This window comes from Oceanicoccus sp. KOV_DT_Chl (genome assembly GCF_900120175.1).
Classification (GTDB): Bacteria; Pseudomonadota; Gammaproteobacteria; order Pseudomonadales; family Dasaniaceae; genus Oceanicoccus.
In genome coordinates, this window is the sequence record NZ_FQLF01000002.1 from 1834754 (window position 1) to 1851412 (window position 16659).

Below are 16659 nucleotides of genomic sequence, written 5' to 3' on the forward strand. Positions count from 1 at the left end.
AGCTAAAAGACCGCTATGAAATCACTGGCCTCCTCATTTGTTGTTTTCTTATTTAAGCTGTTCTCCCTGTTTTCGCTATCGAGTTTGCGTTTACTGGGGCGTGCAATGGGTCGAATGGCGTGGTGGCTTAATGGCGATTCGCGCAGAGTAATAGAAGAAAATTTAGCGCTGTGTTTTCCTGAAAAGAGTGCTGGGGAGCGTGAGCAGTTAACCCAATCACGGCTTCAGCACCTTGGTATGATGGCTTTTGAGCTAGCTTTCGTTTGGCAGCGGCCAGCCGAACAAGTATTGGCGAAGATTATTGCTATTGAAGGAGATGAGTTGGTCCGGGAGCCGTTGGCTAACGGACAAGGGGTGATAGTTTTGGCGCCACATATTGGTAATTGGGAGGTACTTGGTTTTTATCTGGCAGACCAATTTACCGTCACCAATATGTACCAGCCCCCGCCAACCCTGCTTTGGACAAAATGATCTATCAAGCCAGAAGCTGTAATGGCGCTAAGTTGGCGCCCACCAACACCAGTGGGGTGAAGGCGTTGTTGCGTGCGCTGAAAAATGGCGAGACAGTAGGTGTATTGCCCGACCAAACCCCTATAACAAGTGGCGGTGACTTTGCACCCTTTTTTGGTATTCCAGCACTTACCGGCACCTTGAGCTTTAATTTGATTCAGCGCACTGGCGCAAAAGTAGTAGTGGCCTACGCCGAGCGTGTAGGGCCTGGCGCTGGTTTTAAAGTAGTGTTTGAGGCGGTGGCAGACGATATTGCCTCGGCGGATCAATTGGTTTCATTAACAGCCCTTAATAACGCCGTAGAGCAATGTGCGCGTAAAATACCTGAACAATATCAGTGGGAATATAAACGGTTTAAAAAACAGCCGGCCGGGGCAAAAAAATATTACCGCAAAAAAAAATAACGATAGGCAAAATTATGAGTTGGCAAGCCAGTGTATTTAATATGATCTTTCGGTTACAAAAACCGGGATTAAAGAAAAAGAATTTTTCCCAAGCAAAAGAAAGCATGCAAGCGACAATGGCGCGAGCAGAGCAGGCGTTCAAACTACCGGATTACGCTACTCTTAGCCACGAAACGATTAACGGCGTACCTTGTGAGTGGCTAAGTACCGGTGCCAATCAGCGAGGTGTGGTGCTGTATTTTCATGGTGGTGCTTTTATGGTGGGCTCACCGCCTGCCGCGCATCGTGAATTAGCTTGGCGGCTATCGGCTGCGGCGGATATGAAAGTGTTGTTAGTGGATTATCGATTAACACCTGAGCATATTTTCCCCGCAGCGCTGGATGATGGTTTAACCGTTTACCGTTGGCTATTAGATAATGGTTATATCGCAGATCACATTGCATTTGCTGGTGATTCTGCCGGCGGCAATATGACGCTGGCAGTGATGTTGTTGGCACAGCAAAACAATTTACCACTGCCAGCGGCGGGGGTTTGTTTATCGCCCTGGGCAGACCTGACCCATGTGGGTGATTCGATTGTCAGCAATGAGAAGAAAGATCCAATGCTCCCCGTTAATATATTGATTAATGCCGCGCAGGTTTATGCGGGCGATAAGCTTTTGGATGACCCGCTAATCTCACCGGTATTTGCTGATTTCACCGGTTTTCCGCCACTGCAAGTCTTTGCGGGCAGTACCGAAATTTTATTGAGCGATGCGCAACGAATAGCCGAAAACGCCCGCGCAAAAAATGTCGAGGTAGAATTCAAGGCCTGGCATAAACAAGCCCATGCTTTTCCGGTAATGGCACAATTTTTACCGGAGGCTCGACAAGCCATTACCGAAATGGGCAAATTTTTAACGACAAAAATAGGCACACTTTAATGTTCTTTGGCAAATTAATTGGCGGCCTTATTGGTTTTTTCACCTTTGGTATTTTTGGCGCCATCATTGGTGTAATGGCCGGTAGTTTTTTTGATAAAGGTATCGCGCAAGCAATGGGTTTTGATTATGGTGCTGACCGTGTTCGCTTGCAGCGGTTATTCTTTGAAGCGGCATTTAAAATTATGGGGCATTTGGCAAAAGCTGATGGCCGGATAAGCGAAGAAGAAATTGCCCAGGCTGAAGTACTCATTGAGCGCTTGGGACTTACAGCAGAAAATCGCAAAGAAGCGATCAGTTTTTTTAAGCTAGGAGCACAAGCAGATTTTCAGCTAGAACCAACGATAGCCAGCTTTATTAATGAAGGCGGCCGCCAGCATAATTTGCCAATTTTATTACTGGAATTTTTGTTTAGCATGGCACTGGCTGACGGTGAACTACACCCGGCGGAAAAAGCTATCCTGCAACGCTGTGCGGAATATCTGGGTATTGGCGCGCGCCAATTTGAACAATTACTGGCAATGTTAGCCGCCCAGCAAAATTTTCAGGGTGGACAATATCAATATCGTGGTGGTCAGCAAGCTTCCAGTGCAGATGAATTAAAACTGGCTTATCAAGCCTTGGGCGTCAAAGCTACGGACAGTGATAGCACGATAAAAAAAACGTATCGAAAATTAATGAGTCAGCATCACCCGGATAAACTAATTGCACAAGGCGTGCCGGAAGATATGCTTAAAGTTGCCACTGAAAAAGCGCAGGAAATCCAAGGCGCTTATGATTTGATAAAGCAGGCGCGCAAGTAAATAGTGAGTGAGTTACGATGAAATACATAAATCATAAAATTGCCGCGTTGATATTGCTGTTTATTTCAGCGTGTTCCAATGCCGACAAACCGTCCTTGATTGAACAGGCTGAATTGCTTAGTCGTATTGATGATGGCAGTGCCCCACTGATCGTTGATGTGAGAACGATTGCGGAATATGAAAGCGGGCATGTGCCTGGTGCAGTCAATATCCCCTTTGGGAACTATCAGCAGTCGCTGGCAGATTTAGGGCTGGAAAAAAATCGTGAAATTGTGGTTTATTGTGAAACCGGTGGCCGTGCCAAAAAAGTCGAACAGCATTTACGTCATCAAGGGTTTTTTGAAATTCGGCATCTTGATGGTGATATGCGCGCTTGGCGCAAAGCGCAGTTAAAAACTGAATAAAGTCATTCAACTCATCCAGGAAAATGCCATGAGATTTATTTGTTTTGCATTTTTTGCCACATTACTTGCGGCGTGCAGTACTGTTACACCACCATTAGACAAACCTTTTACTGTAGCTGTGCTCCCTGATACTCAAAACGCACTCGACTATAGACATCAAAAGGCAGCAGGCTTTGCCCTTGATAGCAGTGAGCTATTAATACAGCAAATGCAATTTATTGTTGCCAATAGCCAGGCAAACGGCGGAGATATTGCTTTTGTCGCAGCTGTCGGTGATGTTTGGCAGCATCAAACCAAGCGCATGGATGAGCAACATAAAGCGCGAGGTTTTCAAACCATTGAGAATCCTTTTTTTGCCCTTGAGTTGGAAATAACCGATAAAACGTTCACTGTAGAAATCCCCAAAGCGATTGAAGCTTATAGTCTACTGGATCAAGCCAATATCCCTTTTGGTGTTGCACCGGGCAATCATGATTATGATGCGATGTGGAGTGATTCGTCCTTTCCACTAGCACCTATTAAGAACATTCGAGAGTTAACTATAACCCCGGAAGATCTGGGTATGCTGCATATTGGTGGCCTCGATAATTTCCGTTCGGCATTTAGCAGCGATAGCCCATTTTTTATGGATAAGCCCTGGTATATCAGTAGCTTTAACGGTGGCGCCAATAGCGCCCAGCTTTTTAATGGCGGTGGTTATCGATTTTTACATATTGCTGTTGAAATGCAGCCAGCTGATGATGTGATCGAATGGGCGACTAAGGTCATTACCGAGAATCCAGGGCTGCCTACAATTATTTCTACCCATGATTATTTAAATGTCGACGGTGAGCGATTGGCAAATCCCATTGTTGACCTGAACAGAATAGACCCAGATTTTCACAACAGTGCTGAAGAAATGTGGCAAAAATTTATCAGTCGGCATGATCAGATATTTTTAGTATTGTGTGGCCATCAACACGGTCAATCGATGCGGGTTGATAACAATGTCAATGGCTATAAAGTTTATCAAGTGCTGGCGGATTATCAGGATAGAGGGCAAGCAGGCATTGATCACGGTCAGCCTTTGGATCCTCACCGACGTATACCTGTAGGCACAGGTGATGGTTGGTTGCGATTAATGACTTTTGATGTGGCAGCTAAAAATCCCACTATTACCGTCAAAACTTACTCCTCGTATTATCAGGCGTATTCCAGTGAGATAAAAACCTACGCGCAATGGTATAAAAACCATGAGCAACCTGAAATGACCGATAAAGCATTTTATGCTGCGGATGATTTCATTATTGAGTTAGATGATTTTAAGCAGCGATTTCGTCAGTCGCAAAAAACCTATCGTCAATAAGCTCGTGAGGATCGTTATGCTACAACGAAAAGCACAATGTCATTGCGCGGCTCTGACAGTGTTGTGTGAGGGTGATCCCACGTTTGTTGCGATGTGTCATTGTCAGGCGTGCCAGCGAAGAACCGGGTCCGCGTTTAATTTAGGGGCGTGGTATGCTGCGCAACATGTGGTTATTAGCGGTGAGACTCACATCTTTCAGCGTACAGGTGAGGAAGGTATGCAGCTCAGCTATCATTTTTGCCCAGCCTGTGGTGCTAACGTCTATTGGCTAGCTTCATCTATGGAGGGGTTTTATGGTATTGCTGTTGGTGCTTTTGCCGATCCGGACTTTCCTCCACCGACACTTTCTTTATATGAAGAATACCGTGCCAAATGGGTGAAAGTACCGGAAGGTATTCCGTGTAGTATGACCACGCTGTCCGGAATAAATCCTAAACATCATAAATAAGTCAAAGTCATCCTTGGCTTGATTGGGACAAAAGGAAGTGCGTTGAACGCCTGTTTTATTCAAACCACTCTACTCAGCACTTTGTAACCCCCGATTTCCGACCGGGGTCGGGAATGACGAATAAAAAATCGAGTCTTAATTTTAACTCTTCACGATTTGCACTTTGATTGAAGGCTGAAACCTTAAAACTAATAATTTATCCCGGATAATAGCCCTGTAGTATGACGGGTTGCAGTGTCTGGATGCGAGTGCTTAATCTACTAATTCCACTTCCAGACTGTCGAGCAAACGCACGGCTTCTAACCGGCAAAATTTTGCGCCTTTAATTATGTTGTTATAAATATCGATGTCGTAATCCGTCGCTTCAGAAAAATCGGCGCGACTGAGATTCGTTTTATGGAACAAGCTGCCACTAAAGTCGGTATAACTAAAGTTTGCATCGCTGAAATCCCCTTCCCTAAAATCGACATTAATAGCGCGGCATTGTTCGATGACAATTTCAGTCAGGCTTAGGCCATAAAACGACGAGTCATTAATAATACATTGATGAAACTTGATAGGGGCACTGAGGGATAAGCTGGACCAAGCCGCGTTACTCCAGTTTACGCCTATGACTTTACATTCATCAAAAATCACGTCTGAAAATTTACTGTAGGCGATATTAATTACGCTTAAATTACAATGGCTGAATTCGCAGTCAACGAATTTACACTTGTTAAAAGTGGCATCACTGAAATTGCAGCCTTTAAAGGTACAGCCATCAAATTCTTTGCCGCTGAGTTGAACACCGGATAAATCCAGATCGGTAAACGTTTTGGACCAGTATTCGTCTTCAGCAAAGGGGTTTATGGCAGTGGTCATGGTAAATACTCGGGTGAATGTTAAATTAATAGATTTGGCAGGCTAAATCTTTTTACCAATAAAATAACTGCAATCCCTAAGGCCGGAATCAAGCTGACCCGTGCGGCCATCTTCCCGATAAAAATGCAACTGCAATGGGGATAATAAAGTCAGTAATTCATTCGGCGTTAATAAATAGGTGGCGGAACTCGGGCCTGCTGCGGTTGTTTTATTCTGGTTAAAGGTTTGGTAAAACAATAGGCCACCGGGCTTTAGTGCGGCCACTAAGTCAGCCATGATGGGGCGGTATAAAAAATGGCTAACGACGATAACATCAAAGCTATTGGCCGCTGGAGGTTGTTGTTCAATATCACGCTGTAAAGTGGTGACAGCTAGTGACTGTTGCTGGGCAAATTCGGTTAATTTTTCTAACGCAACCGTTGAGATATCCCAGCCATGACTTTGCAGTCCTTGTGCGGCCAGACAAAGAGCATTGGCGCCAAGACCACAGGCCACATCTAAACTCGAACCTGTAGATGGCAGCAAGTGCAGGTTATTGCGAAGTAACCAGCAGGGGTCACCGGCCCGGGTTTTGTGCTGGTAGCGTTGATCCCATTTGTTGGTAATGGCAGATGAATCAGTCACGCTATTGACGCCAGAAGGCGGGGGTGAATAACACAAGTAAGGTGAAAACTTCTAAACGCCCTAGCAGCATAGAGAAACACAGAATCCATTTAGCGGGATCGTTGATGTTGCCATAGTGTGACGCGACATCACCCAAACCCGGGCCCAAATTATTAATGGAGGCAACAACGGCAGAAAATGCAGTGACGTAATCCAAACCTGTTGCCATTAATAAAAATAAAATCACAAAAAAGGCAAAGGTATAGACTGCAAAAAAACTCCACACGGCACTAACGACTTTAGCCTCTACACGACGGTTACCCACTTTCAGTGGGATGATGGCATTGGGATGAATGAGTTGCGACATTTCACGCACACCCTGCTTGGCAATAAGCATGATGCGCACAGCTTTCATACCACCACCGGTAGAACCACCACAACCACCCATAAACGAAAGTGTTAATAATAGAAAGGGTAAAAAGCTGGGCCAGCTGGAGAACTCTGCGGTCGCAAATCCCGCGGTAGTAGCAATGGAGATGGTTTGGAATAGGCCGTGTAGCAAGCCTTCATTGATGCTATAGCTGTTACTTAATATTAAGTAACTGGCCACGATTACAGAAGCGCCAGCTATGGTGTATACGAAAAAACGGGTTTCTGAATCGCGACGATAGTGCTGGTATTTTCGTTGACGGATAGCATGAAAATGCATGGCGAAATTAATGCCGGCAATAATCATGTAGAGGCAGGCAATCAACATGATAGTAGGGCTATTGAAATAACCCATACTGGCATCGTGGGTTGAAAAACCGCCGATGGCAATGGTGGAAAAAGCGTGGCAGATAGCATCAAACAATGTCATGCCTGCTAACCAATAGGCTAAAGCGCAACTGGCGGTAAGCAAGACATAAATAAAGAATAAGGCTTTGGCGGTTTCAGTAATGCGCGGTGTGAGTTTTGAATCTTTTACCGGTCCCGGTGTTTCGGCGCGGTACAGCTGCATACCACCCACGCCTAGCATAGGCAATATAGCAACTGCGATGACGATGATACCGATGCCGCCTAACCATTGCAGTTGTTGGCGATAAAATAAAATGGATTTGGGTAAATAGTCCAGCCCGGTTATAACGGTGGCGCCGGTAGTCGTTAAGCCGGAAAGTGATTCAAATACCGCATCACTGATGCTGAGATCGGGCTCAGAAGTTAGCGCGAATGGCAGTGCACCAAACAGCCCAAGTACTGCCCAGAATAAAGAGGTAATTAAAAAACCGTCGCGGGTTCTAAGGTCCGCTTTCTGTTTGGCTACGGGCATCCACATTACCGCGCCGCTGATCACGGTGATAGCAAAGGATAATAAAAAAGCGGGATAAGCGCCATCACCGTACCATAGCGACACTAAAATCGGGATTAACAGCGTCAAGCTGAAAACCATCAGTAGCATGCCTAATATTCGGAAGATCAGCGCAATGTGCATTAGAAGAAAGCAAACCCGACTTGAAACAAGCGTTCGACTTGTTTGATTTTGGATTTATCGGTGAGGAACACAATCAAATGGTCTTCAGGTTCAACAATTAAGTAGCGGTGAGCAATTAATACTTCATCACCACGCACAATAGCGCCGATGGTTGAGCCTTCGACTTTTTCAATCTCGTCCAGTCTGCGCCCTACTACTTTGGAAGAGCGGGAGTCACCGTGAGCGATAAGTTCTAATGATTCTGCTGCGCCGCGTCGCAATGAGTGCACATTGCTGACATCGCCTTTGCGGACATGGGTCAGCAAGCTACCCATGGTAATTTGCTGCGGCGAGATAGCGATATCGATTTCACCCCCTTGCACCAAATCAACATAGGCGGGATTGGCGATCAGCGTAATAACTTTTCTGGCGCCTAGCCGTTTAGCCAGCATGGAGGACATAATGTTGGCTTCGTCAGAACTGGTCAGCGCACAAAAAACATCAGTATTTTCAATATTTTCTGCGATCAATAAATCTTTATCGGAGGCATTGCCATTCAGCACTATGGAGCGGCGCAGAGTTTCAGATAGCTCACGACAACGGGCATAGCTTTGTTCGATAACCTTAACTTGATATTGTCCTTCAATGGCGTCGGCAAGACGTTCGCCAATATTGCCGCCGCCGGCAATGATGATGCGCTTATAGGGGTTGTCGAGGCGGCGCAGCTCGCTCATCACTGGCAGTATATTTTCTCGGGCAGCAATAAAGAACACTTCATCATCCGCTTCAACCACGGTATCGGCCATGGGCATGATCGCGCGGTCGCGGCGAAAAATAGCAGCGACCCGGGTATCAACGTTAGGCATGTGATTGCGGATTTGGCGTAATTCCTGACCGACAATGGGGCCGCCGTAATAGGCTTTTACTGCGACTAGCTGTACTTTGCCGCCAGCAAAATCCAATACTTGTAAGGCGCCGGGATATTCAATCAAGCGGTGTATGTATTGGGTAACGAGTAATTCTGGGCTGATAATAACGTCGATGGGAATTGCTTCATTACTGAATAAGGTTTTTTTCTCTAAATAGGTACTGGCGCGAATACGCGAAATTTTGGTGGGGGTGCGGAATAAGGTATAGGCAACCTGGCAAGCCACCATATTGATTTCGTCAGAGTTGGTCACCGCAATTAGCATGTCGGCATCTTCTGCCCCTGCTCTTGCTAAGACGCTGGGGTTAGAGGCGCGCCCGGTGACAGTGCCTATATCCAATCGATCTTGCAGTTCCCGCAGGCGGTCGCTGTCGATATCAACTACGGTAATATCGTTTTGTTCATTGGCAAGATGCTCGGCTAGAGAGGAACCCACCTGCCCTGCTCCGAGGATAATTATTTTCATTCGAGCTGTCGCTTACTTCTGAGTGTTTATGGTTAGTCGAATAGTATGCTTTATTGTAAGTGTTAATTGGCTAATGGCCATGTTTTCTGCAATTTTTAGTCGTTAATTATTGGCTTTTCGTAGTAGCGCATAATAGAAGCCGTCATGGCCTTGCGGTTGCGGAAATAATTGTCGGCCATAAGGCTGGACAATTCCCCATGTCGCGTTGATAGCCAGATGCTCGGCGTCGTCTTGGCGCTGGCAAAAGGCAGCGACGACTTGAGTGTTTTCTGTGGGTAAGATTGAACAAGTGGCATACAGTAATAGGCCGCCGGGTTTCAGTGTTGGCCATAATGCGGTAAGGATTTCTAATTGCAGTTGCGCCAGCTGTTGGATGTCGTTGGCGTTGCGGTGCAATTTGATGTCGGGTTGCGACGGATTACGCCGGTGGCCGAGCACGGCGCATCGAGTAATATACGATCAAATAGTTCGCCATCCCACCAGCTCTTGGGTTGTGCTGCATCGCCGCTGATTAGTTGTGCTTGTAGCTGCAACCGGTCCAGGTTTTGTTGTACCCGTTGCAGTCGGTCTTCGTCGATATCCAGCGCGATTACTGTTTCAAGGGCGGGCTCGGATTCCAACAGGTGGCAGGTTTTGCCCCCGGTGCGCAGCAAGCGTCCAGTACCCGATGACCTTGTTGTAAATCCATTAAGGCTGCAGACAATTGCGGGGCTTCGTCTTGTACACTTACCCAACCCTTGTTAAATCCGGGAAGCTGTTCAACGGCAACAGCCTGGGTCAGACGCACACCTTCGTCAGCAAATTCACAGGCTTGAGCATCGATATCGTGATCGCTTAATTGCGTTAAATAGGCGGCGCGTGATTGATGTCGTTTATTGACACGCAAACACAAAGGCGCCTGTTGATTGTTAGTGGCTTCGATGTCGGCGGCAAGCGCGGGCCAGGCATCTGCGAGTGCTTGGTGCAACCATTGTGGATGGGCACTTTGCTCGGCGCTGGTGAGTTTGGCTAACAGTTGATCTTGGTTGCGCTGCCACTGGCGCAGTACACCATTGGTTAAGGCTCTGGCCCAGGGTTTTTTTAAAGCTTTGATGGCATTGACTGTGGCACTGACCGCAGCGTGATCCGGGATGCGGGTTTCGCTCAGTTGATAAATGCCTAACAAGATCAGCATTAGTACATCGTGATCTTTTTCCTTCATCGGCTTTTTTAACAGCTGCTGGCTGATGGCGAGTAATTTAGGGTAGAAGCGTAAAACGCCATAGCAAAGTTGGCGAAATAAGGGGCGGTCGCGTTCGCTGACGGGTTGCTCAAAGAGCGGAATTTGCTGCGACAGAGAAGAGCCGTTAGCAACAGCCGCCAAACAACGAGCGGCGGCGGCTCGGCAATCTTGCGGAGCTTTACTCATTGGCGCTAATCGGGTCGAACTGGCTGGCAGTGCTAAACAGCTCTGCTTTGGAATTCATTACAGCGGCAATATCCAGCGCTTTGGCATTGGGGAGTTGGATGGTAGTAAGTTTTAAGCTGTCTTCCCCGCAAGCGACAATGAGATTTTTTTTATCCGCATGAACAATGCTCCCAGCGGCGCCTTGTTGAGTGCAGTGTTCAGCTTGCCAGATTTTTATGCGTTCACCGTTTAAATGGGTATAGGTAACGGGAAAGGGATTAAACGCACGGATTTTCCGTTCGATAATTGTCGCTGGTTGTTGCCAGTCAATTTGCAATTCTGACTTGGTAATTTTCGGCGCATAACAGGTCTGGCTGTGATCTTGTGGCGTGGCGGTAATCTGCCCAGTGCTGATTAGCTGCAATGCTTGATTTAAGGCCGGAGCGCCAATATCGGCGAGCTTGTCGTGCAGGCTGCCGCCAGTCTCCTCAGCAGTAATAATGCAGCGGGCTTCTAATAACATATCGCCAGTATCCAGCCCTTCATCCATCTGCATAATAATCACCCCGCTTTCTGCGTCACCGGCTTCAATCGCGCGCTGAATGGGCGCGGCACCGCGCCAGCGAGGCAATAAAGAAGCATGGACATTAATGCAGCCAAGCCTGGGCGCGTCGAGGATCACTTTGGGAAGTAACAGGCCATAAGCCACCACCACCATAAGATCGGCGGCGAGGGTTTTCAGTTGTTCTTGATCGTCAGTTTGCTTGAAGTTTAATGGTTGATAGACGGGGATCTGATGATCCAGTGCCACTTGTTTAACTGGGCTGGGCTTAAGTTTTTTACCGCGGCCGGCAGGGCGGTCAGGTTGTGAATAAACGGCGATAACATCATGTTGATCGGCGGCAATGATCGCTTCCAAATGAATAGCCGCAAAGTCCGGAGTACCGGCAAAGATAATGCGAAGCCTGTTGCTCATAGCGATAGACGCATAGTTGGTTTAAGCCTGTTTATGTTGTTTTTCTAATTTGCTGCGGATGCGTTTGCGTTTTAAGGGCGAGATATAGTCTACAAATAACTTGCCATTCAGGTGGTCCAGCTCGTGTTGAATACAAACGGCTAATAAGCCTTCTGGCCTCATTTCGAAGGGGTTACCTTCACGGTCGAGCGCGTTAACGACAATGTTTTCAGGCCTGGAAACCGCTTCATGAAAGCCGGGTACCGATAAGCAGCCCTCTTCATATTCGAATTGGGGGCCGTCTAGAACGGTAATCTCGGGATTGATAAAAACTTGTGGCTGGTTGCGCTCGTCACTGATATCGATAACCACTATACGTTGGTGGACATCCACCTGGGTGGCGGCTAACCCAATGCCGCTGGCCTCGTACATCGTCTCTAACATGTCGTCTAGCAGCTGATGGGTGCTAGCATCAACATGCGAAACGGGTGAGGCTATCGTGCGAAGTTTGGGGTCTGGGAATTCGAGAATTTCTAAAATGGCCATTACGAACTAGTCTGCTTGTATAGGGGTAACAATGTGATCGATTTCTAACTTCTAGTATAAATCTAAGTATTGCTGCTAAGATTATGATCAGAAAGCAAATATTGCTGTCTGAGATCGGCACTCATTTGCCGCTAAGCTGCTATAGTATATCAGGTTATCGATAAAAATTACCCAGTGTTGGGGCCTTGTCTAGTGCTCAATACCGGCCTGATTCCGAGAAAGGAATGCGATTATGAAAAAAGTGGTGATGGGATGCATCTTATTGACGATGCTGTCTCTGGTGTCTATCAGCCAAGCTGGTGATGTATTGGCGTTAAAAGAAGGTCATCCTCAAACCTATATGGTGAAGAAGGGAGATACTTTATGGGATATATCCAAGGTGTTTTTGGATAGCCCGTGGTTATGGCCAGAAATTTGGCATGTTAACCCACAAGTGGATAATCCTCATCTGATCTATCCGGGTGATGTTTTGAACCTGGTGTATATCGACGGCAGACCCAAGTTGGTGGCCAAGCGTAATCGTGAGGTGAAACTTACTCCGCAGGTACGAATCTCTGAATTGGACTTGGCTATCCCGGCTATTCCACTGGATGCGATCTCCCCCTTCCTTACCGAAAGCCGGGTAGTGAGTAATGAAGAGTTAAAGACTGCGCCCTATGTACTGTCGGGAAGTGATGGGCATATTGTCTCAGGCGCCGGTGATCAGATTTATGGTCGAGGTGTGTTCAACGAAGGTGAGGAAAATTTTGGTATTTTTCGTCCGGGCAATGCTTATATAGACCCGGATACTGAGGAGCTATTAGGTTATCAGGCTTTTTCAGTTGCCAGCGGCAAAGTGGTGAGTGTAGAGAAGGACATCGCTACACTAGGCTTGAATCGGACTAGCGAAGAGGTCCGGCGCGGCGACCGCTTATTACTGGATGAAGAAATTCGTATTAACTCCAACTTTTACCCCAGTGCCCCTGAAAGTGAAATCAATGGCTACATCATTGCTGTCGAAGGCGGTGTTTCCCAAATCGGGAGTATGGATGTGGTGGTATTGAATAAAGGTGAACGCGACGGCCTGACTTCTGGTCATGTGCTGGCGATTTACCGGGTTGGTGAAAGTGTTCGCGATACAGTTACCGGTGAGATTGTTAAGGTACCGGATACTCGCGCAGGCTTATTAATGGTGTTTCGCACTTTTGAGAAAGTCAGTTATGGCATAGTATTAAAGGCCACCCGTGCGTTGGTGGTATCGGACCGGGTTGAAAATCCCTAGTTCTATTTCAATAATATTCTCGATGATCAAGGAAGATCAATGCATAACAAGGACGTTAGCACTTATTTAGCGTTACATCGTACCCCTACCCTGACTGATCGAGCGCTGTGCCGCCTATTACAAGCAGTCACCGCGGTAGAGGATATTTTTCAGCTATCGGCAGAACAATTCTTTGCCCTTGAGATCGAGCCATCGGTGCAGCGGATGCTGCATTCCCCCCCTGATGCTGCGCAGTTGGAACAAGATCTAAACTTACTGCGGCAGCATAAGATTCAATTAATACCCTATTTATCCCCGCTTTATCCTGAGTTGCTTAAACAAATTAGTGATCCACCCCCGCTATTATATGTGCGCGGAAATCCCGCATTATTGAATCAACCGCAGCTGGCGATGGTGGGAAGCCGGCGCTGTAGCCGCCAAGGCAGCGAAAATGCGTTTCGTTTCGCAAGGGAATTGGCGATGGAGGGCTTTACGGTGACCAGCGGTTTAGCGCTGGGCATTGATACTGAGAGCCACCGGGGTGCGCTAGACGCTGGCGGTAATACCGTGGGGTATTAGGGACGGGGGTGGATGTGGTCTATCCCCGCCGCAATACGCAGCTGTTTTCAGAAGTTGCTGAACACGGCTTGATCGTGTCTGAGTTTCCACTGGCGTCGGGCCCGCGGCCGGGTCAGTTTCCCAGGCGCAACCGTATTATCAGTGGTATGAGTTTAGGGGTATTGGTGGTCGAGGCCGCGTTGCAAAGCGGCTCGCTGATTTCAGCTCGTTGCGCGCTGGAACAAGGGAGAGAGGTATTCGCAATCCCCGGTTCTATCCACAGTACCGCCAGTAAAGGCTGCCACTCTTTGATTCGCCAAGGTGCAACACTGGTTGAAACGACAGCAGATATTCTAGAGGAGTTACAAGGTTGGATACCTGCTGACGATGTTGTGAGTCAGCAATCGAACGGTGATTCAGCAGTTATGTTGAGCCTGAAAGAGCAACAACTACTATTTTTACTGGGGTTTGATCCGCTGGCAATCGATCATCTGCTGCAGCGCAGCCAATGGCCGTTGTCCGAGTTAAGTGCGACTCTAACGACTTTGGAATTAAAAGGGCAGATAGAATCTATCGGCGCATGCTATCAGCGTGTGGTTTAAAGGTTTCGAAATAGATTATTCCGGCCTGATACGAAAAATCGATAATGCTTGCATTCGTACCCGCAGTTGGGTAATTTTCGCGCTTTTTCTTTGGCCTTGGGCCAAAAAGACAGTGTTGAGGACAAGACCATGACTAACCCTTTTGTTGCCATCTTGATGGGTTCTGATTCCGATCTGCCGCAAATGGAGCCTGCTTTTGCGGTTTTAAAGACCTTTGGTATCGATTATGAAGTTAAAGTGACCTCCGCACACCGCACCCCTAAAGTGACACACGATTATGTAACTACCGCTGACCAGCGTGGTTGCGGTGTGTTTATTTGTGCTGCAGGCATGGCTGCGCACCTCGCAGGCGCGGTTGCTGCAGCAACTTTAAAGCCGGTTATCGGTGTACCTATCAATGCTTCATTAGAAGGTTTGGATGCGTTATTGTCGACTGTGCAAATGCCAGGTGGTATTCCGGTAGCCACAGTAGCAATTGGTAAGGCAGGGGCAAAAAATGCGGGCTATTTAGCCACACAAATATTGGCAACGGGTAATCCCGAGCTACATCAAAAGCTAATTGCTGAGCGGGAAACCAGTGCTCAAGCCGTCATTGCTAAAGACGAAGCTTTGCAGCAAAAACTTAACGCTGCAGGTTGATTTGGCCCGGTTCTCAGGAATAGGGTGCTGAGCGCTAATGGTTAGTCAGTCGCTACAGTTGCAGGCCGCCGTCTCATACCTTCGGGCGGGAGCTGTAATTGCTTATCCAACAGAAACTGTTTGGGGTTTTGGTTGTGATCCGAATAATCGTAAAGCGGTATTGCGGTTGCTAGCTCTGAAGCAACGACCGCTAGATAAAGGCTTGATTCTGGTTGCTGCCAATAGCGCTCAGTTGGCACCTTATTTGGCGCATTTGGATGTTTCATTACAGCATAAATTTGACCGACAAATGGTTCGACCAACGACTTGGCTGGTTCCCGGCACAGTGGCTCCTGATTGGATACGAGGCGATTATCAAAGCGTCGCTCTGAGAGTTAGCACTCACCAACAAGTGGCTAAACTGTGTTTAGCGTTTGGTGGCCCGATTGTTTCAACCTCGGCTAATGAGGCTGGAGCTCCCACCGCTCGTTGGCCTTGGCAATTACAGCGCTATTTGGGACGCGGTTTAGATTATGTGATGCCAGGAACACTGGGCTTAGGTGGCCAACCGTCTATTATTCGGGATTTACTCACCGATCAAATTATTCGAGGCTAGTGTTATAGTGCTTGCCCTCATTACTAAAAATCACCAAATATGACTTCTATCGCTATCGATCAGGTAAAGCAGTACCTCTTGAGCTTGCAAGACACCATTTGTGCCCGGCTAGAGCGGGAAGATGGCCAGGCCCAATTCCAACAAGATGAATGGCAGCGGCCTGAAGGTGGGGGTGGTCGTTCTCGAGTCATTAGTGGGGGTGCGGTGATTGAAAAAGGGGGGTAAATTTCTCTCATGTTTTCGGTAAGAATTTACCACCATCTGCCACTCAGGCGCGACCTGAGTTAGCGGGTCGAGGTTTTCAGGCGATGGGGGTGTCTCTGGTTATTCATCCTGAAAACCCCTATGTGCCTACTAGTCATGCCAATGTCAGATTGTTTGTTGCCGAAAAAGCTGGTGAAGACCCAGTGTGGTGGTTTGGCGGTGGCTATGATTTAACGCCCTATTATGGCTTTGAAGAAGATTGTCGCTATTGGCATCAAACCGCAAAGCAGGCCTGTGACCCTTTTGGCGAGGATATTTACCCACGTTATAAAAAATGGTGTGATGAATATTTTTATTTACCGCATCGTGATGAGCCGAGAGGTATCGGCGGTTTATTTTATGATGACTTATCCAGTATTGCGGGTGATAACAGTTTTGAGCGTTGCTTTGCTTTTATGCAGGCAATCGGTGATTCTTATATTGAGGCATATCAACCCATAGTGGCGAAACGTAAAGCACTGGCTTACGGTGAGCGCGAACGAGAGTTTCAGTTATACCGGCGGGGTCGCTATGTCGAATTTAATCTAGTACATGATCGAGGCACTATTTTTGGATTACAGTCCAATGGTCGTACCGAGTCGATACTCATGTCACTACCGCCGTTAGTGCGCTGGGAATATAACTACCAGCCCGAAAACAATAGCCAAGAAGCAGAACTTAATAATACATTCTTAACCAATAGGGAATGGGTTTAAATCGGTCTAAGCAAATGGTTTCTAGCAGCTATGCTG

18 protein-coding genes and 3 pseudogenes are annotated in these 16659 nt (G+C 47.3%); 13 read left to right on the forward strand and 8 right to left on the reverse strand.

From position 1 onward, the window contains the following. Positions 1-15 precede the first annotated feature (15 nt). Genes UNITIG_RS25095 through UNITIG_RS12490 form a run of 7 tightly spaced genes read left to right on the forward strand, consistent with a single transcriptional unit; the run spans position 16 to position 4834 of the window. Entirely contained in the window at positions 16-471 is a 456-nt protein-coding gene (locus UNITIG_RS25095; protein WP_101758672.1) for a lysophospholipid acyltransferase family protein, read from the forward strand. Continuing rightward, positions 468-914, forward strand: a complete 447-nt coding sequence (locus UNITIG_RS25100) for a lysophospholipid acyltransferase family protein (RefSeq protein ID WP_101758673.1) — start codon at positions 468-470, stop codon at positions 912-914. Before UNITIG_RS25095 ends, UNITIG_RS25100 begins: the two co-directional genes overlap by 4 nt. A gap of 14 nt (positions 915-928) precedes the next feature. Beyond that, positions 929-1837 (forward strand): alpha/beta hydrolase, encoded by a 909-nt coding sequence (locus UNITIG_RS12470; RefSeq protein ID WP_101758674.1) that lies wholly within the window; start codon positions 929-931, stop codon positions 1835-1837. Further along, complete coding sequence (gene djlA, locus UNITIG_RS12475) at positions 1837-2637, forward strand: co-chaperone DjlA (RefSeq protein ID WP_101758675.1); 801 nt, start codon at positions 1837-1839, stop codon at positions 2635-2637. The genes UNITIG_RS12470 and djlA overlap by 1 nt, the downstream gene beginning before the upstream one ends. Positions 2638-2654: 17 nt before the next feature. After that, positions 2655-3041, forward strand: coding sequence for a rhodanese-like domain-containing protein (locus UNITIG_RS12480; RefSeq protein ID WP_101758676.1), 387 nt, complete (start codon positions 2655-2657; stop codon positions 3039-3041). A gap of 28 nt (positions 3042-3069) precedes the next feature. Continuing rightward, a complete protein-coding gene (locus tag UNITIG_RS12485) occupies positions 3070-4386 on the forward strand; it encodes a serine/threonine protein phosphatase (protein WP_101758677.1) in 1317 nt (438 codons plus the stop codon). A gap of 16 nt (positions 4387-4402) precedes the next feature. After that, a complete protein-coding gene (locus UNITIG_RS12490; protein ID WP_101758678.1) occupies positions 4403-4834 on the forward strand; it encodes a GFA family protein in 432 nt (143 codons plus the stop codon). A 252-nt stretch (positions 4835-5086) separates the two neighbouring features. Here UNITIG_RS12490 and UNITIG_RS12495 read toward each other — a convergent pair whose 3' ends face one another. The 8 genes and pseudogenes from UNITIG_RS12495 to def form a co-directional block, all read right to left on the reverse strand. Continuing rightward, positions 5087-5695, reverse strand: coding sequence for a pentapeptide repeat-containing protein (locus tag UNITIG_RS12495; protein WP_101758679.1), 609 nt, complete (start codon positions 5693-5695; stop codon positions 5087-5089). Between the two features lie 42 nt (positions 5696-5737). Beyond that, the gene (locus UNITIG_RS12500) at positions 5738-6319 is read right to left on the reverse strand and encodes a bifunctional 2-polyprenyl-6-hydroxyphenol methylase/3-demethylubiquinol 3-O-methyltransferase UbiG (protein ID WP_101758680.1); all 582 of its coding nucleotides are present in this window, start codon (positions 6317-6319) and stop codon (positions 5738-5740) included. Position 6320: 1 nt separating this feature from the next. After that, positions 6321-7769 (reverse strand): TrkH family potassium uptake protein, encoded by a 1449-nt coding sequence (locus UNITIG_RS12505; RefSeq protein WP_101758681.1) that lies wholly within the window; start codon positions 7767-7769, stop codon positions 6321-6323. Beyond that, positions 7769-9142: a Trk system potassium transporter TrkA gene (trkA, locus tag UNITIG_RS12510; RefSeq protein ID WP_101758682.1), complete on the reverse strand. Its 1374-nt coding sequence runs from the start codon at positions 9140-9142 to the stop codon at positions 7769-7771. Before trkA ends, UNITIG_RS12505 begins: the two co-directional genes overlap by 1 nt. 102 nt (positions 9143-9244) lie before the next feature. Beyond that, a pseudogene (locus UNITIG_RS25610) lies at positions 9245-9795 on the reverse strand (hypothetical protein). After that, entirely contained in the window at positions 9732-10550 is an 819-nt protein-coding gene (locus UNITIG_RS25615) for a transcription antitermination factor NusB (RefSeq protein WP_369809165.1), read from the reverse strand. The pseudogene UNITIG_RS25610 and the gene UNITIG_RS25615 overlap by 64 nt, the downstream one beginning before the upstream one ends. Continuing rightward, a complete protein-coding gene (gene fmt, locus UNITIG_RS12520) occupies positions 10543-11505 on the reverse strand; it encodes a methionyl-tRNA formyltransferase (RefSeq protein ID WP_101758683.1) in 963 nt (320 codons plus the stop codon). Before fmt ends, UNITIG_RS25615 begins: the two co-directional genes overlap by 8 nt. 21 nt (positions 11506-11526) lie before the next feature. Continuing rightward, positions 11527-12030: a peptide deformylase gene (gene def / locus UNITIG_RS12525; protein ID WP_101758684.1), complete on the reverse strand. Its 504-nt coding sequence runs from the start codon at positions 12028-12030 to the stop codon at positions 11527-11529. Between the two features lie 232 nt (positions 12031-12262). On the opposite strand from def, the gene UNITIG_RS12530 reads away from it, so the two are divergent. From UNITIG_RS12530 to hemF, 6 genes and pseudogenes are all read left to right on the forward strand, one after another. Next, positions 12263-13291 (forward strand): LysM peptidoglycan-binding domain-containing protein, encoded by a 1029-nt coding sequence (locus UNITIG_RS12530; protein ID WP_101758685.1) that lies wholly within the window; start codon positions 12263-12265, stop codon positions 13289-13291. 204 nt (positions 13292-13495) lie between these two features. Continuing rightward, positions 13496-14106: pseudogene (gene dprA, locus UNITIG_RS24350) on the forward strand (DNA-processing protein DprA); the annotation flags it as partial. Positions 14107-14253: 147 nt separating this feature from the next. Beyond that, the gene (locus UNITIG_RS24355; RefSeq protein WP_235015442.1) at positions 14254-14430 is read left to right on the forward strand and encodes a hypothetical protein; all 177 of its coding nucleotides are present in this window, start codon (positions 14254-14256) and stop codon (positions 14428-14430) included. Between the two features lie 129 nt (positions 14431-14559). After that, positions 14560-15069: a 5-(carboxyamino)imidazole ribonucleotide mutase gene (gene purE / locus UNITIG_RS12540; protein ID WP_101759275.1), complete on the forward strand. Its 510-nt coding sequence runs from the start codon at positions 14560-14562 to the stop codon at positions 15067-15069. Positions 15070-15106: 37 nt separating this feature from the next. Then, positions 15107-15664, forward strand: a complete 558-nt coding sequence (locus tag UNITIG_RS12545; protein ID WP_101758686.1) for an L-threonylcarbamoyladenylate synthase — start codon at positions 15107-15109, stop codon at positions 15662-15664. Positions 15665-15703: 39 nt separating this feature from the next. Continuing rightward, positions 15704-16623: pseudogene (gene hemF / locus UNITIG_RS12550) on the forward strand (oxygen-dependent coproporphyrinogen oxidase). Positions 16624-16659: the final 36 nt, after the last annotated feature.